Raw genomic sequence first — 24,706 nt, 5'->3', positions numbered from 1 at the left:
GGTTTTTAAATTTCAAATTCTAGCTCCAAATCCGATTTTTTCAGGTTATTATCTTTGTTTTTGAGGTAATCTTCATAGTGATCTTTGAAAAAATCATTATTAAGGCGAGCATCATATTTTTCCTTATCATCAATTATTGAATTATAGTAAAAGACGCTTTCTTTAACAAAATCTAAATTTCTTTCGACATTTTTCTTTCCCATTACTCAAATTGTTTTTTCAACAGTTGTAAAACCTAAAATTTCATTTATGACAAAATTATTATCTTTAATATTTTTTTCTAATTGTAGCATTATTGCATTATATGTTTTTTGTCTTATTGAATAAGCATTTTCTGCGCTATTTGGTTGAAATAATGAAAAAAATAGCGTTTTATCCATAACATTTATCGCCCTGGTATTTACTGCACTAGGGTGTCTATCTTCGTAAATACCATTTCATAAAATAATATTAGTATTATCTCTTATTGTTGAAGATGCGTTCTTATCATTTATTGTTTTAATTGCTAAATAATAAACTTTGTCATTTGAAATAAATATGACAAGTGGTCTATCAAGTTTATTTATAGGCGTTTTAATTGTTGTTAAAGAGTTATCGGCATTTTTTGCAATAGGAGCTACATTTATATTTTTATTTCTTACTTTTCAAACACTTCCATTAATATACATATCTAAATTATAATATAAAAAAACTAGCAATTGCTAGCCTATACCATTTTTCATTTCCAATAAGCATCCGCAAGTACATTGCGCCGTTCTATGAGCCGGAGTGGTATATCTCTTCTCCAATATATCTAAATTATACACTAAAAAACTATACTCTATTAAAAATATTTATTTTAGTAATATTAGATTATGACTAATTATATTTTAGAGATTTTAAAGAAAAATATAGAAAAAAAGGATCAAATATTCAAACATTCAAAAGAGCGCATTAATCTCGGTTTAAAAATTCATTCTTATATTACTAGAAAAATTAAATTGAAGGAAGGCATTTTAGAAGTTATATTAACTAAATACAAATATTATGATAAAAACGGAAAATTAAAAACTTGTATATTTAATAAAGATGAATTACTAGAAAAAAATTATAAAAAAAGAGTTGATATTTCATTATTAGAAGAAGCTAAAAATTGATATTTAACTGGTACAAATTTAGGTGTGATTTCTAATAGGTTTAACATATCAAAAACACTAATTTCAAGCCACACAAAAAGTGCGATAAATATTAATGATAACCAAAAAGATAAATTAGTTAAATATAGTAATTTTGAAACGGTAAATAAGGCTATTTATTTAAGCGTAGATGATACATATTTTCACAGTAAAAAAGATAAATATTTAGTAGATAAAAAACGTGCCAGAATGCTTAATTTTTTTATGCTGGATTCTAATAAAAAACCTGTATTTAAAAACCATATTTTTCTTATTTCAAATACTAAAAAAATACTAAAAATTGATGATATTATAAAACAAATTGAAATGGTTATTAAAGAATGTTATAGCGAAGATTTTAAATTAATTATATTGGGTGATGGCGCAACCTGAATTAGCAAATTAGCTAAAAAATTGAAGGCGAAATATATACTTTGTAGATTTCATTTATGACAAAAAATTAAAGTTATTTTTAATAATTCGAGCACATTAAAAGAAGATTTAAAATACTTAAATAAGGTTGTCGGATTTAATTTTAGATCCGTTTTTTTTAATCTTTTAATGGCTAAAAAATACGACGACCTCACCCAATTAATATATTTTAACTTTGAAAACATAGAGCTCTGTTTAGGTAAAAATAGGGCTAAATTGCTATTTTCATTATGCAGATATATCCATAATAATTATGACGGATTAATAGAGGTAAGCGAAAATAACGAGCTTTTTAAAAACAATAATGCCGAAGCTTTTGTGTCGCATTTAATCAAAAAAGCGATTAAAAAGAGCTGGTGCTTATATAGTTTAGAAGTTTGTATTCTTAAAATAAAGGCTAATTTCGAGGGGGCTAAATGAGGGTTAAAAATCGTGCTTTTTTAAGCTTTTTAAAATTATTTTTTTATTATTCCATTTTTTATCCAAAAATAAAAAAATCGTACATATATACATAGTATATATGTAAATTTGAAAAATGTAGTTTTTTGTGAATATTCTTTAAAAAAATAGAGTTTTTTTGTGTTTTTTTAGTAAAAAACATATGCATAAATATAAATTTCTATATTTATTATATAAATATAGCTGGGGTTATTCGCAACTCGTTTAGAGGTTTTTTGTGAAACCTACCCCAGTACTTTAAAGTATGCGTGCGTGTGCGCCCGCACGTGTATTTGGCTTTTAAATCTATAAAAAATAAAAAAAATATAATTTTATGTAAAAAAAATTTACCGAAAGGCTAATTCGGTAATTTTAAACATAAAATAAAATAATAGTGTAAAATAAAAATAACTAGATGCTAATTAAGCACCTTAAAATTTACAAGAACAATTTTTGTACAAGTCGTAAGATTTAAATATTTTTATTCATCTTTTTTAAAAAATGTCGCATAAAAATCCTTAACAAAAAATATTCGGTTGTCCGAATATTTTTTTCTGTTTAAAATACGTTATTTTTATTTTTATATTATTGTCCATTCATAGCAGCTGCAACTTCTGATGCAAAGTCAACTTCAGTTTTTTCAATACCTTCACCAACACCATAACGAATAGCTTTAACCATTTCATTTTTGTGTTCTTTTAAGTATTGTTTAATTGATTTTGAATCATCCATCATAAATGCTTGTTCTTCTAAAGTAACTTCAGCAATTTTTTTAGCTAAAGATCCTTCACGAATCATTTTTTGAATGTTTTCTGGTTTTTTATCAAAGTTAGCTGGAACAACAAATTCTGCTTCAAATTGAGCTAATTTTTCTGCAGGAATTTCGCTTGCAAACATAAATTCAGGTTTCATAGCACTTGCATGCATAGCAACATTTCTTGTACTTTCTACATCAGAACCTTTAACCTTAACAACGGCAGCAATTTGTCCTGTAACGTGAGCAAATGAAGCAACTGTTTCACCTTCTTCTGCTTTAATAACTTCGAAACGACGAAGTTCAATTTTTTCACCAATTTTAGCTGTTGCTTCTTCAATTAAATCGTTAACTGATTCATTTTTACCTTTAGCGTTTAATGCTAATACAGCTTGAACATCAGCAACTGTTGGGTTTGCAATAATTGTTTTAGCAATAACATCAATTAATTTTTTAAAGTCATCATTTTTAGCAACAAAGTCTGTTTCACAGTTTAATTCAACAATAACTGTTAATTTTTCATCACCAGCTACTGCTACTAAACCTTCAGCTGAAACTCTACCAGCTTTTTTAGCAGCTTTAATTTTACCGCTTGATTTTAATCATGTAATAGCTTTTTCAATATCTCAATCAGATTCTTCTAAAGCTTTTTTACAATCTATCATACCAGCGTTTGTTCTTTCACGAAGTTCTTTAATTAAGTTCATTTTATCCATAATAGATACCACCTTTTACTTTAAATTATTCTTGTTCTGAAGATTCTTCACTTCTTCTTCTTGTAAAAAATCTATTATTTGTGTTTGTAACTGCTTTTTCACTTTTGTATTCTGGTAAAACAATGTTTTCATCTGGTTGGTAAGCAAATTTAGCTTTTCCACCACGTGCTACAGCAATAGCATCAGCTAAAATTGTAATAATTAATGTAATACTTTTTGCTGAGTCATCATTAGCAGGAATACCGAAATCAACTAAATCTGGATCTGTATTTGAGTCTAGCATACCAATAACTTTGATACCTTTTCTTCTTGCTTCTTTAATAGCAATTTTGTCTTCATTTGGATCTGCAACAATCATAAATGAAGGGTAGCTAGGAAACATTTTTCTAATACCGTTTAAGTTTTTGTGTAATTTGTCAAGTTCTTTTGTTTTTAAAAGAGCTTCTTTCTTTGTATAACCTTTAAAACCTTCTTCAGCTAATTTTTCAAGTTCTTCCATGTATTTAACTCTCTTAGAAATTGTTTGAGAGTTTGTTAATGTACCACCAAGTCATCTTTCATCAACATAGTAGCTATTTGTTCTAATAGCATTTTCTTTAATAGCTTCTTTTGCTTGTTTTTTTGTACCAACAAAAATAAATGAAGTTCTTGGGTTTTTTGCAACTAATTTACTTAATAAGTTGTAAGCAAATTCTAATCTTTGTAATGTAACAGCTGTATTAATCATATGCATACCACGTTTTGGTTGAGGGTATAAGTATTCTCTCATTTTAGGGTTTCATAATGATTTTTTGTGACCAAAATATGTACCAGCTTCTAATAATTTTTCTTTTGAAACAATAGCTGTTTTAACTTCTTTTGTTTCTTTTTTAGCTTCAGTTTGTGAAGCAACTACTTTTTCTTTTTCCATAATTTTCCTTTAGTTTGTTAATCATCCTATTATTTCTAACGTCTAGCACTACTTCTCGTAGCACACCCAAACGGATTCATAATAGTGTCTAATAATTTGTATAAGCTTATAAAATTTGAAAATATTTATCGTAGTGATAAATAAATTCAATATAAATTTTACATTAAAATATATATTTTAATAATAAAAAAAGTTAATAATAAAATTTTGACTAAAACACCTATAAAAAAGTTATATTTATTATTTATCAAATTTTATTTAACTAAAATATAAAATATAGATTTATATATTTTATATAGATTTTTAATACTTTTAATATAATTAGTAATTATTTAGAAGAATTATCAAGGAGTATTATGGCAAGATTTATTGATCAAATAAAAGTTACATTAGAAGCTGGTAAAGGTGGAGACGGTATTATAAGTTTTAGAAGAGAAGCTCATGTTGACAAAGGTGGCCCAGATGGCGGTGATGGAGGTCATGGTGGAAATATTTATTTTGTTGGTGATAAAGGAAAAAATACTTTATTAAGTTTATATGGAAACAAAAAAATAACTGCTGAACCCGGTGTTAATGGTGGACCTAAAAATCTTTATGGAGCTGCTGGAAGAGATACATATGTTAAAGTTCCAATTGGTACAATAGTTTATAAAAACGATAAAGTTATTGCTGATATTATTGAAGAAAAACCTTACTTAGTTGCTGAAGGTGGCATTGGTGGAAGAGGTAATGCTAAATTTAAATCAGCTAGAAATACTGCTCCTAGAATTTTTGAAAATGGTTCAAAAGGTGAAAGTTATTTAGCAAACATTGTTCTTAAAGTTATGTCTGATGTTGGAATTATAGGAAAACCAAGTGCTGGAAAAAGTACTTTATTAAGTGCAATAAGTAATGCAAAAGCTAAAATTGCAGAATATGAATTTACAACATTAGTTCCTCAATTAGGTCTTGTAAAATACCATGATAATTCATTTACAGTTGCAGATTTACCAGGGCTTATAAAAGGCGCTTCACTTGGAAAAGGTTTAGGAATTCAATTCTTAAAACATATTGAAAGATGTAGAATTGTTATTCAAATAATTGATTTTGGTGACGAAAATAAAGATCCTATTTCTGATTATGAAATAATAAATGAAGAGTTAGCTAATTATTCTGATAATTTAAGAAAAAAACCACAATTAATAATTGCAAATAAAGAAGATATGCCTGCTTTTGAAGAACATTTTAAATTATTTAAAGAAAAGTATCCTGAATTAAAAGTTATTAGAATCAGTGCTCTTTTAAGAGAAAATTTAGAGCCTTTAAAAGATGCTATATGAAATATGCTTGAAGAAATTAAACAGGCTCCAGTTGTTGAAGAAAATGAAGAAGATGAAGTAGTTGAAATAAAACTAGAAGAAGATTATAAAATCGATAACCCTTATAATGGTTTTTTTGAAATTTCTGGCCCTAAAATAGAATATTTATACAACAAAATTCCTCTTGTAAGTTATGATAACTTATTAAGATTTAATAATATGCTAAAGAAAATTGGCGTTTGAGATGATTTGTTGAAATTAAACATTCAAAAAGGCGATACTGTTAGAATAGAAGGTTTTGAATTTACTTGAGACGATGATTATTAATATAAAAAAATTGTTTAATAACACTATTGGATTTTACCAAAAAGGCTGTTAAACAATTTTTTATATAAATTTTTCATCAAATATACCTATGTAAGGAAGATTTCTTAATTTTTCTTTATAATCTAATCCAAAGCCGACTAAAAACGCATCAGGAACTATAAATCCACTTTTATCAACTTTTAAATCTACCTTTCTATTTGAAGGTTTGTCTAATAAAGTTAAAATTTTAAGTGACTTAGGATTTCTAGTTATAAGTAATTCTTTTATCTTATTAAGCGTAATTCCTGAATCAACAATATCTTCTACTATTAAGATATCTTTATCCATTATTTCTTGCGCTAAATCCATAATTATTTTAACGCTACCACTACTTTTATTATCACCAAAATAACTAGAAGCAGTCATAAAATCTAATGAATGATCAACTTTTACATCCTTAATTAATTGCGCAAGAAAAGGAACAGAACCTTTTAATAAACCAACCAAAATTAAATTTTCTGAATTTTTATATGTTTCATTAACTCAATTAGCAAGTTCTTTTATTTTGCTTTCTAAAGTTTCTTTATCGTATAAAACTTCTTTAATTCTTATATCTTTTTCTTGCATAATATACCTCACTAAAAATTAATTTTCAATTGAAATTATTTTAATACTATATTTATTTGGAACTTCAACCTCAACTTCTTCACCAATTTCAGCTTCCATAATAGCTTGTGCAACAGGTGATTCGTTTGAAATTTTATTTTCTAGAGGGTTACTATCGTGCATACCCATTATTCTAACTTCTCTTTCTTCGTTAGTTTTTAAATTTAGGTATCTAACTAAAGAACCAATTCCAGCTTTATTGCTTATAGTTCTTTTGTTATCGCTTTCGATTAAATGTGCTCTTTCTAAAATACTTTCAAGTTCATGTATTCTACCTTCAACAATACTTTGTCTTTCTCTAGCAGCATCATATTCAGCATTTTCAGAAAGGTCACCCTGTGCTCTAGCTTCTTTTAAAGCAGCTTGAACAGCAGGTCTTTCAACATTAATTAAATTATTATATTCTTCTTTATATCTATCAAGTGTATCCTGTGATAAATAAATTAAATCATTAGTATTTTTTGCCATATGTACCTCATTTATATTTAATATTTTAATTATATATTAAAATGAACTATTTAATTAGAATTAACAATATATAGAAATTTTTCTTTGTTTTTAGATATTTCATATCTTATTTTTTTATTTTTTAATTCTTTTGTTAATAGTTTTAAATCACTTTTATTTTCACTATTTAAAATAACTACAATCATTCCATTTTCTTCTAGTTTGTGATAATAGTTTTTATATATTTCATAGCTTGAGTAATTTGAATTAATAAAATAAATTAATTTAAAGTTTTTTTTGTTAAATTTTTCTTCATCAATAAAATCAGGGCTATTTTTAAATAAATCATTTTGTTTTAATACTGCACTATTTCAAATTTCAGAGTTTATTGAATTTCTAAATAAATTAATTTCAGAAACACACATATTTCTTAAAATTGAATATGAATATTCTAATTCATTTCCTACTAATAATATATTTTTTGCTTCATTTAAATATGCTGTATTAACTAATTGAAAAACATCTAAATCATTAAGTATATTTTTTGTAAATAATTCTTTAAATTTAGGATTTATATCAGGTAATTTTTCACCTTTTATCTTAATGACAGCATCTTCTGCTGCTTTTTTATAGTCTTTATCGATTTTTTTCTTTAATTTATAAACTTTAATATAAGTAACAATCATTCATATTGAACCAAAAAGCCCTATTATTACTGCACTTGATAATAATAATCAATATGCTCAAGCAGGCAATGATGATGAATTTGCTTTTTCGGTTGAAAATAAAGAACTAAATAAGATTTTATTATTCATATTTTTTTCCTCCATAATGAAGAAAATCATTAAGAATTAAAACTGCTGATAAAGTATCTTTTAAAGCTCTAGTTTTTTTATTGTTAACTTTTGCATCTTTTAAAGTTCTTTCTGCTTTAATTGTTGTTCCATATTCTTCAGTTAAATAAATTTCAATATTTTTAAATCTATTTTTTAATTTATCTGCAAATTCTTCAACCATTAAAGTTCTTTCGCTTTTTGCTCCATTACTACGTAAAGGATAACCTAACACAAAGGCATCAATTGAATTTTGATAATTTTTTAATATTTCTTCTATTTTATAAAGAACAGATTCGAAGTCTGAATCTTCGAATCTTATTGTTTCTAAACCATTTGCGGAAATTTCAAGAATATCACTAATTGCAAATCCACAAGTTTTTGTTCCTAGATCTAATGCTAATTTACGCATTTTTAATTTCTTCTTTAATAATTGAAATTAAGTTATTAGAATTATCAACTTTACCCATTGCACTTATTGAACTGCCGCCACCACGGCCGTTTAATTTTGAAGCAATATTTCTAAATAATTTATTTGAATCAACAATTTTAGAAGCTATTGATAATAATGTTTGATTTGAATCTTTACTTCCAGTAACTACGATATTATTGTTATTATATTTATCTCTAATAGTAGCAGCTACGACTTTTACATTTGATGGTTCTAAATCTAAATTAATATAAACATTATAATTATTAATTTTTTCAAATTCAACATTTTCATAGTCGAATTCAATAACTGATTTTTCTTTTAAAAGAATCTTGTAATCTTCTCTTGCTTTTTCTATTAAAACATTTAATTCTTTATTTTTATCTTCTAATTCAGTTAATTTTTCTAAGTTTTCAAATGAAAATTTATAATCATTATTTAATTCTTTATTTTTTAAAACAATCTTATTTAATTCATTAGTTAATTTAGAATTTAAGTCTAAATTGTATTCTCTAACTAATTTATTTGAACTAATAGCTCTTATTCTATAAATTCCAGCTTGTTTTCTTTCAACATTTGTAATTTTGAAATTTTCTAATTTCTTTGTATTTGAAAGGTGAGTTCCACCACATAAATCACTTGTTATATCACCAAAACGAACAACACGAACAGCTTTAGGATCCATATATTCTTCTTCTTCAATTGTCATTAAAGCACCTAATTCTTTTGCTTTATCAATTGGCATTACTAAATATTCACGATTAACATCCATGTTTATATATTGATGCATTAAAGATTCTATTTTATTGATTTGTTCTTCAGTTGGTTTTTCATCACCTGGGAAATCAAAAGTTAATCTTTCTTCATTGTTATCTGATCCTAATTGTTCAATGTAATTTCCTAATACATTTCTTAAAGCACAAAATAATAAGTGAGTTCCTGAGTGATTTCTTTCTAAACCTATTCTTATTTCTGGATCAACATAACATTCAACTATATCTTTATTATTAATTTTACCTTCAATTAAATGAATATGATTGCCGAATTTATCTTTAAAAACATCCAAAACAGCTATTTTATTGCCATTTTGTATCATGTATCCTTTATCATGTCTTTGTCCACCACTAGTAGCATAAAATGGTGTTTTATCTAAAATTAAATAAGCTTTTGAGTCTGTTGATAAAATTTCTTTTTCATTATCAAGCAATTTTAAAACTTTTGAATTTTTTGATGTTAATTCAGAATAACCAATAAATTCATCTATTTTTTCTTCTATTAAAGCAAGTGAATTTATAACAGTAGCCATTCCAGAAATTTTTTCACTTCTTGATGCTTCAGCATGTTTTTCTTTAGCTAATTTAAAACCTTCTAAATCAACTTTAATTCCTTTTTGATTTAATATTTCTTCAGTTAATTCAATAGGGAATCCATAAGTTTCAAGAAGATTAAATGCAATTTCACCATTAAAAATTTTTGTATTTTCATCAATATGATTTTCTAATAAAGACTTACCTTTTTCAATTGTTTTAGAAAATAAAATTTCTTCATTTTTAATTTCTTGGGCAACGATTTTTCCATCATATTCATATGGCAAGCTATCTTGTACAGCTTTTACAAGTTTATATAAAAATAATCCTTTTATACCTAACTGCATACCCTTATAGACTGATCTTCTAATTAATCTTCTTATAATGTAACCTCTACCTACATTTGAAACTTTGGCTCCATCTGCAATAGCGTTAACAACAGTTCTTATATGATCTGCAATAATTTTAAAGTTTTTATTTATTTCAAATTGTTCTTTTTCACCTGTAAAATAGTTGTTTATGTCATATTTGTAATTTGTGAATTTTTCAATTTCTTTAATTATTCCTTGAAATAAATCTGTATCAAAATTTGTTGGAACATCCTGTAAAATAGAAGCTATTCTTTCTAAACCTGCACCAGTATCTATGTTTTTTTGATTTAATTCAGTATAGTTATTTTCTCCGTCGTTATTGAATTGACTAAAAACAATATTTCATATTTCTATATAACGATCATTTTCAATGTCTTCTTTTAAAAGTTCTATTCCTCTCTTGTCATATTTTTCACCTCTATCGTAAAAAATTTCTGTACAAGGACCACAAGGACCAGAACCAACATCTCAGAAATTAGTATCACGTCCACCTTTTATTAAATGTGATTCGTCAATTCCATTTTTAATTCAATATTCTTTTGTTTCTTCATCTTCATTAAAATATGTAATATAAATTTTTTCTTTTTCTAGTTTTAAAATATCAAATAAAAATTCTTTACCAAAATCAATAGCTTCTTTTTTAAAATAATCACCTATTGAAAAATTACCAAGCATTTCAAAAAATGTATGATGTCTAGAAGTTATACCAACGTTTTCAATATCATTTGTTCTAATAGCTTTTTGACTATTTGTTAGTCTTTGTGAAGGAGGTATTTTTTTACCTGAAAAGTAATCTTTTAAAGTAGCAACACCTGAATTAATTCATAATAAAGAAGGATCATTTACAGGAATTAAATTTTTACTTTCAATAATTTCATGCCCTTTTTTATTAAAAAAATCTAATCATTTTTTTCTTATTTCTTTTGAGTTCATTTTTTTCTCCTATAAATATTCTTTTAATTTATCTTTATAATAAACTTTTTCAATAATTCCACCACCAATACATTTTTCGCCATCATATATCACAACTTGTTGTCCTGGTGTTACGGCTTGAGCTTCTGTTGGGTAGTAGACAAACATTTCATTGTTTTCTAAAAGTTCAATTTTAACTTTAATATCTTTTTGTCTATATCTAAATTTTGCAGTTAAATTATTTTCATTATATTCTTCGTTATTAAAATTTATATTTGAGGCTAATAATTTATCGCTAGTTAAATAAGACATATCACTAGATGGAGCTACATAAATAATATTTTTTTGAACATCATGACCACAAACATAGTGTGATTCATTCATACCACCTAAATTAAGCCCTTTTCTTTGTCCTATTGTATAAAAGTAGCATCCATCATGACCACCTACGACTTTGTTATCAACAATACTTACAATTTTTCCAGGTTGTGCAGGAATATAATTTTGTAAAAATTTAGTAAATCTTCTTTCTCCAATAAAGCAAATACCAGTTGAATCTTTTTTATCCGCGGTTATTAACCCTTGTTCAGCTGCTATTTTTCTAACTTCAGATTTATCTTCAAAATTTTCTAAAGGCATAATAACATTTTCTAATTGTTTATGAGTTAATTGAGCTAAAAAATAAGTTTGATCCTTATTTTCATCTTTTGCTCTATATAAATGACCGTCTTTCACACTAGCATAATGACCCATTGCTATATAGTCTGCACCTAATTTTTGAAATGCATGGTCAGAAAAAGCTTTAAATTTTATAAATTTATTACATAAAATATCTGGATTAGGTGTTCTTCCTTTTTTATATTCTTCAATAAAATTTTCAAAAACATCATCTCAATATTCTTTTATAAAATCAACCCTATGTAATTTGATTCCTAATTTATCTGCAACTTTTTGTGCATCTTGATAATCTAATTCTTGTGAACAAACATCTTGTCTAATATTTTCATTTCCTAAAAAATCGTTATTCATTAATGAATCTCAGTTTCTCATAAATAAACCTTCTACTTCATAACCTTGTTTTTTAAGAAAGTATGCGCTTACAGATGAGTCAACACCACCTGACATTCCTAAAATAACTTTTTTCTTTTTATTTTTAATTGTTTCCATAATTAATATTTATTTTATTACAAAAAAACTTTTTTTAATTTAATTTATGTAATAAATTAGTTTAAAAAAATAAAAAAAGTTGCAAAAATGCAACATTATTTTTTATTTTTTTTAATTAAGTAAATAGTTAATCAAATAACTATACCTAAAACAGATAAAGAAGCAATAGGAATTAAAGTATACATTAAAATATTTTTTGTTTTTTGTTTACTTTTTTCAATTTCGTTTTTCTTTTCTTCTTCTTGTTTTAGTTTTTCTTCTTCAATATCTTTTTTAATAATTTCTTTCTTTTTAATTAAGAAATTATTTTGTAAATCCTTAAGAGCATCTATTGATCTATTTATTGAAATTAAGTTAGCTTGGTTAGAATAAACTTCTTCTTTCTCAATATTTAGTCTATCTTTATAGAATTTTACTGTTTCGAAATGTTTTGAATTATCTAGTGTTAAAATTAAATCTAAGAATTCTTTATATTTTTTATCAAATTCTTCTCTTTTATCATTTATTTGTTTTATTACAACATTTATATCTCTTGTTTTAAAACCTGTTAAAGAAACTTCTCTTTGTTTTTTATATTTATTATTAGATATTTCAAAAGAAATTTTAAATATACCAGCTTGATCATCTCTTTCAATTTTTGTAATATTAGAATTGAGATAATTTGGAAGATATTTTACTACTATTTGACTTCCATCTACTTCACTAGGTAATTGGTTTTTATTTTTGATTAAATAAACTATTGTATTGGCTTCTTTGTCAAAAAGATCATATCTATTTTTTTCAGCTAATTCTAATAATTTATTTATTTCACTTTTTACTTCTTCAATTTTATTTAAACTTTGTAGTGATATTTTTTTTATTTCATCTATATCCTTAGAATTTCTTACTATTTCAATATTTGGCAACATGCAAGTTTCTATTTCATTAAGATAATCTACAAAGTCATGATAATTTTCATGTTCTTTACTATTAATTATTAATTTATTAAAGCTATTAATAATTTCATTGAACTTTTCTTTTTCTTTATTTAATTTATTTGTAAAGTCAACTTGAGAAGTTGTTAAAAACCCTTTTAAAATAAAGTTTTTAGTTTTTGAAAAAGAATTTTTTCTAATTGTAACTGTTAAGTGTATTTCACCAATTGAATCATTGTTTGTTCTTTCAATAATTTCAGTTGTGAATCCTTCTTTTAAATTAGTTACTAAAAAATCATTTACATTAGAAGGAAGTTTTTCTTTATTTAAAACAGAATAATCTATTTTTTCAGACTCTTCATTAAAGATTCTTTTTTCATTTTCCAAATTAATTTGATCTAAAGTCATAAAATCAATTATTTTTTGAGTTTTTGTATAAGTAAATTTATTGTTAGAAATTTCATAACTTATATTTAATATACCTAAATCATCATTACTATTTAAAGATAAATTTAAAATTTTATAACCATCTGGTAAGTTATTAATTATTAATTCATTATTAATAACTCAAGAAGGTAATTTATTTTTATTATTTATAGCATAATAAACATTTTCTATATTTTGAAGAAATTCATTTAATAATCTTTCATTTTCTTCATTATTTTTAATTCTTATTTCATTTACTTTATTTTTTATTTGATCTCTAATCAATATTAAATCATCTTTTAATTTTAAGATTTCAATATGATTAGTTGAATTTTTTGAAGTATTTTTTAATAAATCTACTTGATTTCTTATACTATCTAAATATTCTTTAAGCAAACTGTAATCACTTTCATTTTCAAACTCTAATAAAATATTATTAATTTCATCTTTTATTTTATTAAACTCATTTTTTGCGTTGTTAATATTTCTTTCATTTATATAAATTAATGAATTTTGTTTAGTTAAATTTATAGAATTTAAAAATTCTTCGATAGTATCATTTATTATTTTTTTGTCAAAGCTTATTTCATTTATTTTGTTTGAAAATAAAGTATAAGCATTCCTGAAAAAATCCTTACTTTCTTCATTATTTTCTATAAATCATTCTTCTGTAAAATAATTAGCATTATTATTTTTAATATTTATAGCATTTAACATTAATTGGTTTATTGTTTCTGCTTCATTTTTTTTATCATTTAGTTCAACAAGATTTAATGAATCAAATAATGAATTTTTTAAATATTCTTTTTGGATTTGATTTAAATTTTCATAAATATTTAAGTCTTTTAATGGTTGATTATTTTCAATTTTTTCATCAACAATTGTTTTATAATGCTCAAGTTTTTCTAAGTTAGATGTATTTTCAATAATTTCATTTATTAAAGGTACTTTTTCAAATAAATAAATATTTTCTGTATTATTTATTTTTGTTATTAATTCATTAATATCATTTTCTAATTCTGAATTATTCAAAAACTTAAATTTAGATAAATTACTATAAGCTATAGAAATTTCCTCTAAAGAAACACCATTTTTTAATACTCTATCAGCATCATTGTAATAATTAATAAATTCTTCTTTTTTTGCTTGAGTTAAATTATTAAAAACTAATCTAGAATTGTATCCTTCAAAACTATCATATAAAGTTTTTAATTTATTATTTTCTTCATCTATTTTTTTATATATTGAATACTTGTTTTTTATTAATTCAATATTAATATTTTCTTTAACAAATTCTAATAAATTACTCTTTTGGATATTATTTAAATACTGTAAATTAGGAATTTTTGTAAAAAAGCCTTCATTGTTTAACAAATTTGCATCATTTATTATTATATTTATTTCATTATTTGAAACCAATAAATCTTCATCAATTAATCTAATAAAATAATTTTTTTGTTCTTCATATATTTCATTTAGATTAGAAATAAAAGTTTTTGCATTATTAACAATTGTATATTCTTCAACAACTTTTTCTTTTAATTTGTTTATTTCACTTATTAGTTTTTTTAATTCTGTAGGATTAATATTGCCACTTTGGTTAATAATTTTATTTTTTAATAAATCTATTTTATTTATTAAACTATTTTTAGCAGTTGTCACATTTTCATAATTATTTTCTTGAAAAAATCTTTCATTATCATTTATTAATCTATTTGAATTTGTTAAATCATTTTTATAATCTGTCATATCCCTAGATAATTCTTCAAAAGCAGAAACATTTTCAATAATTTCATTTATTTTATTTCTAAAAAAACTTATTTGAAGCGTATTTAAACCAATTCCGCTTATTAAACTTTTCATATTATTTATAATTGTTTGCAAATTATTTGTTATGTTATTGATTTCTAAAATTAAATCATTTATTTCATTATCAACTATTAAATTAAATGTACCTAATTTGGCTTGATTAAAAGCACTAACAATTTTTTCTTTACTTTTACTTTTTATTAAATTTATCTTATTTATCCATTTTTGTTTTCCAACATAATCAAAGTTATTAAACATTTTTTGTATAAGGTTTTTATTATTTATAAAAGTATTATTTTTATTCTTTTTAATTATGTCATCAGCATAATCAAGACTTTTTGATATAGAATCAATTTTATTAAATAACCCTTCAAAATCTATATGGTCTGTATAAGATTTTTGATTAAAATAACTTCTAAGAAGATTTAAAACGTAATTGTTAAACTCACTTATTTTATTTTGTAAATTTTCATCTATTATTTCATTAATACTATTGTTTTTATTTTTAAAATCATTGATTTTGTTAAAAAGTAAACTGAATTTTTCTTTTAAAATATCAAAATCAATTAAAAATGATTCTCATACTGCTTTAATACTTATGTATTTATTTCTATTTTGATTAGTGAATGGTTTTATTTCTTGAAGTGAATTAATAAATGTGTTACTTATATATTTTTTTAAATCGCTTAAATGGTTAGGTAAACTATTTACATATTCAATAATTGTTCTTATTAAATTTTCAGTGTTAGTTGTGTGCTGATGATTTCTTGAAAATTTTTCTATATTAATTTCATTATATCTTTTTGATGAATAAAATTGATTCGAAGGAGTTTCTTTATAAAATTTAAAGTAAAAGGTTTCATTGTTTTCAAAATTTCTATCAAAATTAAATTCATATGTGTTTGAATTTAATTCAGGGACAGTAATTGTTTTTATAACATTCCCGCTTTTTACAATATCTATTTTAAAATTGCTTATTTGACCATGTATAGTTATCTTATTGCTATAAGTGAGCAAATCATCAATTTGTATTTCATTTTCTGGAATAATTCTTCCTAAAATACCATTATTTAATTCATAATCAGAAAAAGAATAATTTCTTTTAAAAATAGCTTGAATTAAAGAAGAACCGGGAAAATCCATGTAAACCATACCAAGTTTTGTTATATCTTCATTTGAATTTAAGTATCTTATTATTCTTCTATTAATATCTGAAGCATAATGATAAGGATAAGTTGAAGTTCCTGTGGCAATTGATAAAAAATTCATAAATAAAATATTTTGGTTATTTTCTCAATCGCTATTTGATTTTACCATCATTTCTTTGACTTTTCTTTCCTTATCGTTAGGATATGCATTGTAATCATCTTGTAAACTATATGATCTATATAAAAATTTGTCAAAACTAAAACCACCTACATTCGTAGATGTTATATTGTGGTGTCAATTATTAATTAAAATAACTTTTCCTCTTAAGTTTTTTACTTTGTAATCTAAAGTATCAGGGTCTTGCCCTGTATTATTAAATAAATAAGGATTATATTGAGGAGAATTTATTATTCTTTCATAATTTGTTCTCGCTTGATTGGCAAGTCTTCTATTATTTACGTCAAATGATTCATCTTTAACTCTTGCTATAATAAATTCAGTAGGATTTTCTTTTACAAAATTAACTGCACTATTTAATCAATTTTGAAATTGTATTTGAGAATAAGTTGAACCGTGTCTTAATCACATATCATTATCAATTCTTAAGTCGAAACCTCTTATTCCTGCTTCAAATTGATCTCAAGTATTTAATGATTGAGTTCTAGCGAAATTTGAACCAAAAGTTCAAGCAATACCAGAACCACTATCCATAGCTGAGTCATGAGTAGATGGTATGCTTAAATCAAATAATAATTTATCATCATGAATATTTGTCATTCATTTTGAATAATTGTAAGATTTAATTCCAAAGTTTCCATTATTATAATACGAATGTCCTTCAATTTTTCATATATCAACTGTTTCACTAGGAAATGTATATGTTGAAATTAAAACAATTGTTGACATTGGTAAAATAAAAGGTAAAGTTTTAACAAATTTCTTTTTCATAAATTCTGCCTTTTTATCATAAATGATAAAATATAACTTTTATTATACTATTATGAAAAATCTTTTGATAAAAAAATGCATTTTATTTAAGTAAAAATGCATTTAAATTTATTTTTGACTTAAAAGAAATTCAACTAAGGTGTCAACTAATACACCTTGTGGTTTGCCTTTTATATCTGCTGTTCCTGCTATATCACAGTGAATAAATGGAACATCTTTTGTAAATTGTTTTAAAAACATAGCTGCTGTATTACTATCAGAAGTTTCTGAATTACTATAATTATTTAAGTCAGCTGTTATACTTTCTAAATTTGGCTCATGAAAATCATCATGTAACGGCATTCTTCAAATTTTTTCATGAGCTAATTTAGAAGCTTTTTCAAATAATTCTCATTTTTTATCATCTGTTGAATAAATACCAGAATATGTATTACCTAATGCGCTTATAATTGAACCAGTCAATGTAGATACATCAATTAATAAAGTTGCTTTTAATTTTTCTGCACCATAATATAGTCCATCAGCTAAAACTAATCTTCCTTCAGCATCTGTATCAACTACTTCAACAGATAAACCAGACATTGACTCATATACATTTTCAGGTAATGAAGCATCTCCATCTAATCTATTATCTGTTATACACATTATTGCAGCTACATTTACTTTTGCTTCTAGTTGTGCTATTGTTTTTAATGCATATGCAACAATAACACTACCTGACATATCATATTTCATTCCTTCCATATGATATCCTTTTGTGTTAACTCCTCCAGTATCAAATGTGATACCTTTACCAACTAGAACAGTTTTTTCTTCCGAGTCAGGGTTTCCGTTATATTCTAAGACAACAACTCTAGCTTCATGAGTGCTTCCTTTGTTTACTGACAGAATAAGATTCATTTTTAATTCTTCTAATTCTTTATTGCCTAAAACAGTAATTTTTACGTTTTTAACTTCTGAAAAGTCTTTTTGGATAAAATCTGCTAATTTTTCTGAATTAAGAAAATTTTCAGGCATAACTTGTAAATTACGAACTATATTTCTATTAGAAGCAATTGCTTCTAATTTTTTAGCTAATTCTAAATGTTTATTATCTTCAATTAAAAAAGTGTAATTATTCTTTTTGGTTTGTTCTTTTTTCTTATTAAATAAATTAAATTCGTAAAATATCACTTGTGAGTAAAAAGCTTTTAAAACATCCTCTATTAATAAATTATTTGTTTTGAAAGAATCTAAATTTAATTGATAATTTCTTCCTCTAGTAAAAATTTTATTTCTAATCATTTCTACTAATGAATCATAATTATAGTCTTCATCCTTTATGTAAATATATGCATTATTGTTTTGTAAATCTTCTGTAATATATCCATCTTTTTCTATTAATATTTTTTTTATTTTTTCATCAATATTTTTAAAATTTGATTTAAAAATAGCACTTAATAATATTTTTTCATCACGTTTTGTTAAGTAATAATATTTATTCATTTTTCCTCCATTTATTTTTTATATAACAATATTAATACAATATTAAAATATTGGAAATATATTTAATATATTTTAATAGCAAAGTGGAATTTTTTTCATTTATATTACTAAATAATTCATTTTTATAGCATTATTAGTTAATATTAAAATATATAAATAATTAAAATTTATATAAGTAAGGGACATTATGAAAAAGAAATTAAAAATATTTTTTGTAACTTTAAATACATCATTATTTATTCCTTCTGTTGCAGCTTCATGTTCGAATAGTGATTCTAAAAATGAAGTTGAAAAATCAAATACTCAACCTCCATCAATAAAAAACGAAGGAACTAATCCAAAAAATTCTAATGTTGATACAATTAATGAAATTGTAGGTACAAACATAAAGATAAAAAAACATAAAGGAGAGGTTAAAGTTGCAACTCTACCAGAAGGATATAGCTATAATGAAAGTTTAAATTTATCAACTATTTCAAAAGAAAGTTTTACTTTTAATTCTGGAACTAATAATTTTGCTTCTGAAAATTTAATAGCTCCTAAAAAAATAGGAAACCCTTCATCTATTTATTTAAATTTTCATGAAGGTAAAAATACACTTTTTGGTAAATATCCAAGTGGTAAAAAACCTCATGAAGGATTAGAATTAGGAACGTTTTCTGGCATAGCTGATGGTGTTGTATTTTCTGGAGCTTTAAAACCAACCTATTCTAATAAGAAAAATAAAACCGTATCAGCAAGCAACTATGCAGATGTTTTATAAAACTCAACAGATAGCCAAATAACTGTTTTAGTAAGATTATTTAAAAAATCTGAAAAAATAATTTCAAGCGAAGTTTATGAATTAACATTTATAACAACAGCTTTACCTGCAGAAAAACCAACTAATCCTAAAGAAAAAAATGATGAATCTGTTGTAGAACCAAATAATTCTGATCCAGGTTCTTCTAACGAAGGAAATAAAGATTCTCAACCAAATACATCTGGTAATTCTTTACCAAATACTAGTGAAGAAGAAAATGTTTCATTAGAAAATGCTTTTACTTTATTTTCAGAAGTTACAATGGAAAAAACTTTCTTATTAAAAGTTCCAAAATCTAAAAAAGAAAAAGATAAAGATACAAATAAAAATAAATGAACACCATTATTAAATAAAGAAGATTTTTCAGATATTGAATTGCAACCTTATACAAAAGGAGCTGAATCTTTCTATGGTTTAAAAGGTAATTCAGCTGAATCTTATAATAAAATTTTTTCAATAGATGAAAAGAAAGTAAATAAATTAAAATTAATTTCTGATAATAAAAATAAAAAAATAATTAAGGCTAAAATTAAAATAAATACAACTTCAAAAACAATTGAATTAAAATATTTTGCTTCTGAAGGTGAACAAGAATATAGTCAAACATTTACAATTTCATAATAAATTACGTTGCTAGGCAACGTTTTTTATTAATTAAAAATAATAATATTAATATAAAAATATTTTTTTAATAGTATATTTTTATTTTTTTATATTTTTTCATTTATTTTCATTTATTTTTAATTATTTTATTATTTAAATATTTTTTTTATTATGATTATTTTGCTAAAAATAAAAATATATTAATTTAATAAAAGGAACAAAAAAATGAAAAATAAAACAAAAATATTATTAGGAACATTAAGTACATCATTATTTATTCCATTTGTTGCAGCTTCATGTACAAATAATGATAAAACTAATGTATCAACTCCAGAAAATGTAAGTGCTAATCCTTCAACTCCGGTACAAAAAGATCCAGAAAATGCCACAAATCAAACAAATGAAAATAAGCCTACTAACCCTGTAGATCAAAATCCTAGCTCAGAACCTAAAACTCCTTCTAAAAACAACGAAATGACACAAGAAGAATTTGACGCGTATGCAGAAAATATTTTTAATAATGTATTAAAAGTTAAAAAATTAACTGACGAAGAAAAAGAAAAAGTTATTAAAACTTTTGCTGGCGGTGAATGACATAATGAAAAATATGGAAATCAACTATCAGTTTCAAATGGAAAAAATGGTACAACACTTATTAATACAGTCTTAAAAAACAGTAAAATTAAAAATGCAAAAGTAAGTATTGCAGAAATTAATGATAAAGAATTTTCAAAAAATCAATTTTCATTAGTTTCTCCTAATAAGTTAAATGAAAATAAAGAAAAAAGTCTTCAATTTTTAGAAGCGAATTATGATCCTAGTTCAAAAACACTTTCATTTAGCTTTAAAATATATAATAGAACTACAAAACTTAAGTCATCAAAAGATTATTCATTATCATTTGATTTAAATTTTACTAGTGTAAATGACAAATCTGATCAGCCAATTGAAACAACTGATAACAAAAATACAAACGGAACAGTTTCAGAAGGTTCTGAAAAAGATAATGAAAAAGATTTTGTTGTTAATCCTTCTGGTTCAACAAATACTGATAACACAAACAACAATCAACCTAACCTTTCTGCTGATAATGGTAGAAATACAGATTCTTCTTCTAATCCAAGTCATTCAAGTAGTGGTACAAGTGATGGTAGTGGAAGCGCTTCATCTAATGATTCAACTTCTACTACCTCTCCAAGTGTAACAGATAACAACCCTTCTGGTGATAATGGTAGAAATACAGATTCTTCTTCTAATCCAAGTCATTCAAGTAGTGGCACAAGTGATGGTAGTGGAAATGTTTCTTCAAGTGACACAAATACTTCTGCAAACGATACTGAATCACCAACAGAAATTCCTGTTTCTTAAACAGGAGAAATAGATGTTTTAGAAAACGCATTTGTTACATATAATGATGCTAATTTTTCTAATACATTTGCTGATGCAGATAGTAAAAATAAATGAAAACAACATTTAAATTCAGAAGATTATAAAGATATTAAATTGCAATTTTATAAAGATGATGTAATTGGTTTAGAAGCAAATGGTGCTAAAAAATACAATAAAGTATTTAAATTAAAAGAAAATGTTGAAAAATCTAATTTTGTCGAAGGAAAAACAAAAACTTTTTCAGTAAAAATAAAAATTAATACCGAAAATAAGACTGTTTCATTAAAATATGTAGTTAATGAAAAAGAATATACACAAGATTTTACTTTTACAGAATAATTAAAATCAGTTTTAAAACACTTTTTTATAAAGTTTATAGAAAAAGTGTTTTTTTATTTATTGAGCATAAAGTATATAATTTAAGTATGAAAAATAAAAAAGAATTGAATCATTTAACTGAATTACAATATAAAGTAACACAAGAAGGTTACACTGAAAGACCTTTTACGAATGAATACAATAATCACTTTGAAAAAGGCGTTTACGTTGATATAGTTGATAATAAACCATTGTTTTTATCAAAAGATAAATATAACTCAGGTTGTGGTTGACCAGCTTTTACAAAACCTATTGATAGGAGTTTAATAATAGAAAAAGAAGATCTCTCTCACAATATGATTAGAACAGAAGTTAAAAGTTCAAATGCTGATTCTCATTTAGGACATGTATTTAATGATGGTCCAAAAGATAAAGGTGGATTAAGATATTGTATAAATTCCGCTTCTTTAAAATTTATACCTTATGAAGAATTAGACAAATATAATTTAACTGAATATAAAGAACTTTTAGATAATGATTAATTTTTCTAAAAGTTCTTTTTTATAGTTTGTTTAGTAAAAAAAGTAAATACCATTATAAGTATTTACTTTTTTATTATTCTTCGTCTTTAACTTTAATGTTACGTTTTTTAATAATTTCATCAGCAATATTCTTAGGACATTTTTCATAGTGATCAAATTGCATTTGATATGTACCACGACCACTTGTCATAGATCTAAGAATTGTTGAGTAACCAAACATTTCAGCTAATGGAACTTGAGCTCTAACAATAACTGATCCGTCATTTCTTTGTTCTTGGTCATTTACAAGACCTCTACGACGTGATAAATCACCGATAACATCACCAATATGATCTGAAGGCACAACAACAGCAACATCCATAATAGGTTCTAATAAAACAGTTCCTAAAATATCTTTAGCTTTTGTTAAAGCTTTAGAAGCAGCTATTTTGTAAGCTAATTCAGATGAATCGACATCATGGTATGATCCATCAAATAAAGTAGCTTTAACATCAATCATTGGATATCCAGCAAGAATACCAGCTTGCATTTTGTCTTCAAGACCTTTTTGAATTGGTTTAATGTATTCTTTAGGAATTTTACCACCAACAATTTTATCTACGAATTCAAAACCAGCATCTGGATTTGGTTCAAATTTAATTCAAACGTGACCATATTGACCTTTACCACCAGATTGTTTAACGTGTTTACCTTCAACTTCAGCAGTTTTAGTAATTGTTTCACGGTAAGAAACTTGTGGAGCACCAACTTGTGCTTTAACACCGTGTTCTCTTTTAAGACGGTCAACAATAATATCTAGGTGTAATTCACCCATACCAGCTATAATTGTTTGACCAGTTTCTTCATCTGTGTATGTTCTAAATGTAGGGTCCTCAGCAGCTAATTTTTGTAAACCAAGAGCTAATTTTTCCATAGCATCTTTTGATTCAGGTTCTAAAGCTTGAGAAATAACAGGCTCTGGGAATACCATTTTTTCTAATACTATTTCAGGAGCTTTTTCAGCAACTAATGTATCACCTGTTGTAGTTGATTTAAGACCAACAGCTGCTTCAATATCACCAGCATAACAATCATTAACTTCTTCACGTGAGTTAGCGTGCATTTGGATAATACGTCCAATTCTTTCCTTAACACCTTTTGTTGTGTTGTATACGTAACTACCTTTTGTTAATGTACCAGCGTAAACTCTAAAGAATGTTAATGAACCAACATAAGGGTCAGTCATAACTTTGAAAGCTAAAGCTGTAAATGGATGATCGTCAGTTGCAGGAACTTCGATTTCTTTATCATCTAAAGTAGCTTTCATTGGTGGAATATCTAAAGGTGATGGTAAGTAATCAACAACAGCGTCGATCATTTTCTTAACACCTTTGTTTTTAAATGATGTACCACAAACTGCAGGGAAAAATTCTGAAGTAATTGTAGCTTTTCTAATCATAGCTTTTAATTCATCATTTGTAGGTTCATAACCTTCTAAAACTTTCATCATGAATTCTTCATCATATGTAGCAACAGATTCGATTAATTCTTGACGTTTTGTTTTTGCTAATTCAACTAAGTCACCAGGAATTTCAATTTCTTTTGCAACTTCTTCTGGTTTACCGTCGAATTCATAAGCTTTCATTTCAACTAAATCAACAATACCTGTAAAGTTTGATTCAGCACCAATAGGTAATTGGATAGCAACAGCATTTGCATTTAATCTTGTTTTAACAGAGTTAACTGCCATAAAGAAGTCTGCACCAGCTTTATCCATTTTGTTTACATAAACAATTCTTGGAACTTTGTAAGTTGTAGCTTGTCTTCAAACTGTTTCAGTTTGAGGTTCAACACCACTTTGAGCATCTAAAACTGCAACAGCTCCATCAAGAACACGTAATGAACGTTCAACTTCAACTGTAAAGTCAACGTGACCTGGAGTATCGATAATATTAATTCTTTTTCCTTTTCAGAAAGCTGTTGTAGCAGCAGAAGTAATAGTAATACCACGTTCTTGTTCTTGAGCCATTCAGTCCATTTGTGAAGCACCATCGTGTGTTTCACCTAATTTATGAATTTTACCTGTGTGAAGTAAAATTCTTTCTGTAGTAGTAGTTTTACCGGCATCAATGTGAGCCATAATACCAATATTACGGTAATCTTCTAATTTATATTCTCTTGACATAAATTCATCCTTTCAA

At 24.8% G+C, this 24,706-nt stretch carries 19 protein-coding genes; 7 read left to right on the top strand and 12 right to left on the bottom strand.

Going from position 1 to position 24,706, the window contains the following annotated elements; genetic code table 4:
- Positions 1–5: 5 nt before the first annotated feature.
- Complete coding sequence (locus tag EXC47_RS01415) at positions 6–668, bottom strand: Mbov_0400 family ICE element protein (protein ID WP_129646443.1); 663 nt, start codon at positions 666–668, stop codon at positions 6–8.
- Positions 669–854: 186 nt separating this feature from the next.
- Here EXC47_RS01415 and EXC47_RS01410 point away from each other — a divergent pair, with 186 nt between their 5' ends.
- Entirely contained in the window at positions 855–2,030 is a 1,176-nt protein-coding gene (locus tag EXC47_RS01410; RefSeq protein ID WP_027122588.1) for an Mbov_0401 family ICE element transposase-like protein, read from the top strand.
- Between the two features lie 579 nt (positions 2,031–2,609).
- On the opposite strand, the gene tsf is transcribed toward EXC47_RS01410, so the two are convergent.
- Both tsf and rpsB read right to left on the bottom strand, forming a co-directional pair.
- Positions 2,610–3,494 carry a translation elongation factor Ts gene (tsf, locus tag EXC47_RS01405; RefSeq protein ID WP_129646441.1) on the bottom strand — a complete coding sequence of 295 codons (885 nt, stop codon included), beginning with the start codon at positions 3,492–3,494 and terminating at the stop codon, positions 2,610–2,612.
- A 25-nt stretch (positions 3,495–3,519) separates the two neighbouring features.
- Positions 3,520–4,404: a 30S ribosomal protein S2 gene (gene rpsB, locus EXC47_RS01400; RefSeq protein WP_129646439.1), complete on the bottom strand. Its 885-nt coding sequence runs from the start codon at positions 4,402–4,404 to the stop codon at positions 3,520–3,522.
- Between the two features lie 356 nt (positions 4,405–4,760).
- Between rpsB and obgE the strand changes: the two genes are divergently transcribed.
- Positions 4,761–6,029 (top strand): GTPase ObgE, encoded by a 1,269-nt coding sequence (obgE, locus tag EXC47_RS01395; RefSeq protein WP_129646437.1) that lies wholly within the window; start codon positions 4,761–4,763, stop codon positions 6,027–6,029.
- A gap of 60 nt (positions 6,030–6,089) precedes the next feature.
- Here the strand turns inward: obgE and hpt are convergent, their stop codons facing one another.
- From hpt to EXC47_RS01355, 8 genes are all read right to left on the bottom strand, one after another.
- Entirely contained in the window at positions 6,090–6,635 is a 546-nt protein-coding gene (gene hpt, locus EXC47_RS01390) for a hypoxanthine phosphoribosyltransferase (protein ID WP_129646435.1), read from the bottom strand.
- An 18-nt stretch (positions 6,636–6,653) separates the two neighbouring features.
- The gene (gene greA / locus EXC47_RS01385; RefSeq protein WP_129646433.1) at positions 6,654–7,142 is read right to left on the bottom strand and encodes a transcription elongation factor GreA; all 489 of its coding nucleotides are present in this window, start codon (positions 7,140–7,142) and stop codon (positions 6,654–6,656) included.
- A gap of 50 nt (positions 7,143–7,192) precedes the next feature.
- Positions 7,193–7,936 (bottom strand): BC85_0335 family putative methyltransferase, encoded by a 744-nt coding sequence (locus tag EXC47_RS01380; RefSeq protein WP_129646431.1) that lies wholly within the window; start codon positions 7,934–7,936, stop codon positions 7,193–7,195.
- Positions 7,929–8,366 (bottom strand): Holliday junction resolvase RuvX, encoded by a 438-nt coding sequence (gene ruvX / locus EXC47_RS01375; RefSeq protein ID WP_129646429.1) that lies wholly within the window; start codon positions 8,364–8,366, stop codon positions 7,929–7,931. Before ruvX ends, EXC47_RS01380 begins: the two co-directional genes overlap by 8 nt.
- On the bottom strand, positions 8,359–10,995 hold the full coding sequence (gene alaS, locus EXC47_RS01370) for an alanine--tRNA ligase (RefSeq protein WP_129646427.1): 2,637 nt from the start codon (positions 10,993–10,995) through the stop codon (positions 8,359–8,361). Before alaS ends, ruvX begins: the two co-directional genes overlap by 8 nt.
- A 9-nt stretch (positions 10,996–11,004) precedes the next feature.
- Entirely contained in the window at positions 11,005–12,141 is a 1,137-nt protein-coding gene (gene mnmA / locus EXC47_RS01365; protein WP_129646424.1) for a tRNA 2-thiouridine(34) synthase MnmA, read from the bottom strand.
- 95 nt (positions 12,142–12,236) lie between these two features.
- Positions 12,237–17,387: a lipoprotein 17-related variable surface protein gene (locus EXC47_RS01360; protein ID WP_129646422.1), complete on the bottom strand. Its 5,151-nt coding sequence runs from the start codon at positions 17,385–17,387 to the stop codon at positions 12,237–12,239.
- A 108-nt stretch (positions 17,388–17,495) separates the two neighbouring features.
- Positions 17,496–18,872, bottom strand: a complete 1,377-nt coding sequence (locus EXC47_RS01355; RefSeq protein WP_129646420.1) for a M17 family metallopeptidase — start codon at positions 18,870–18,872, stop codon at positions 17,496–17,498.
- Positions 18,873–19,059: 187 nt separating this feature from the next.
- Between EXC47_RS01355 and EXC47_RS01350 the strand changes: the two genes are divergently transcribed.
- The 5 genes from EXC47_RS01350 (at position 19,060) to msrB (ending at position 22,526) form a co-directional block, all read left to right on the top strand.
- Positions 19,060–19,635 (top strand): variable surface lipoprotein, encoded by a 576-nt coding sequence (locus tag EXC47_RS01350; RefSeq protein WP_129646418.1) that lies wholly within the window; start codon positions 19,060–19,062, stop codon positions 19,633–19,635.
- Between the two features lie 300 nt (positions 19,636–19,935).
- Positions 19,936–20,295, top strand: a complete 360-nt coding sequence (locus EXC47_RS01345; protein WP_129646416.1) for a hypothetical protein — start codon at positions 19,936–19,938, stop codon at positions 20,293–20,295.
- Between the two features lie 207 nt (positions 20,296–20,502).
- Positions 20,503–21,645: a variable surface lipoprotein gene (locus tag EXC47_RS01340; protein WP_129646414.1), complete on the top strand. Its 1,143-nt coding sequence runs from the start codon at positions 20,503–20,505 to the stop codon at positions 21,643–21,645.
- Positions 21,646–21,780: 135 nt separating this feature from the next.
- Complete coding sequence (locus tag EXC47_RS01335; RefSeq protein ID WP_129646411.1) at positions 21,781–22,005, top strand: hypothetical protein; 225 nt, start codon at positions 21,781–21,783, stop codon at positions 22,003–22,005.
- 86 nt (positions 22,006–22,091) lie between these two features.
- Positions 22,092–22,526, top strand: a complete 435-nt coding sequence (gene msrB, locus EXC47_RS01330; protein ID WP_197722506.1) for a peptide-methionine (R)-S-oxide reductase MsrB — start codon at positions 22,092–22,094, stop codon at positions 22,524–22,526.
- 73 nt (positions 22,527–22,599) lie between these two features.
- Here the strand turns inward: msrB and fusA are convergent, their stop codons facing one another.
- Positions 22,600–24,690: an elongation factor G gene (fusA, locus tag EXC47_RS01325; protein WP_129646407.1), complete on the bottom strand. Its 2,091-nt coding sequence runs from the start codon at positions 24,688–24,690 to the stop codon at positions 22,600–22,602.
- Positions 24,691–24,706: the final 16 nt, after the last annotated feature.

Origin of the sequence: Mycoplasmopsis maculosa (genome assembly GCF_900660665.1) — a bacterium.
Classification (GTDB): Bacteria; Bacillota_I; Bacilli_A; order Mycoplasmatales; family Metamycoplasmataceae; genus Mycoplasmopsis; species Mycoplasmopsis maculosa.
The sequence above is the reverse complement of the archived record's forward strand: the minus strand, read 5'-3'. Positions and strand labels throughout refer to the sequence as shown.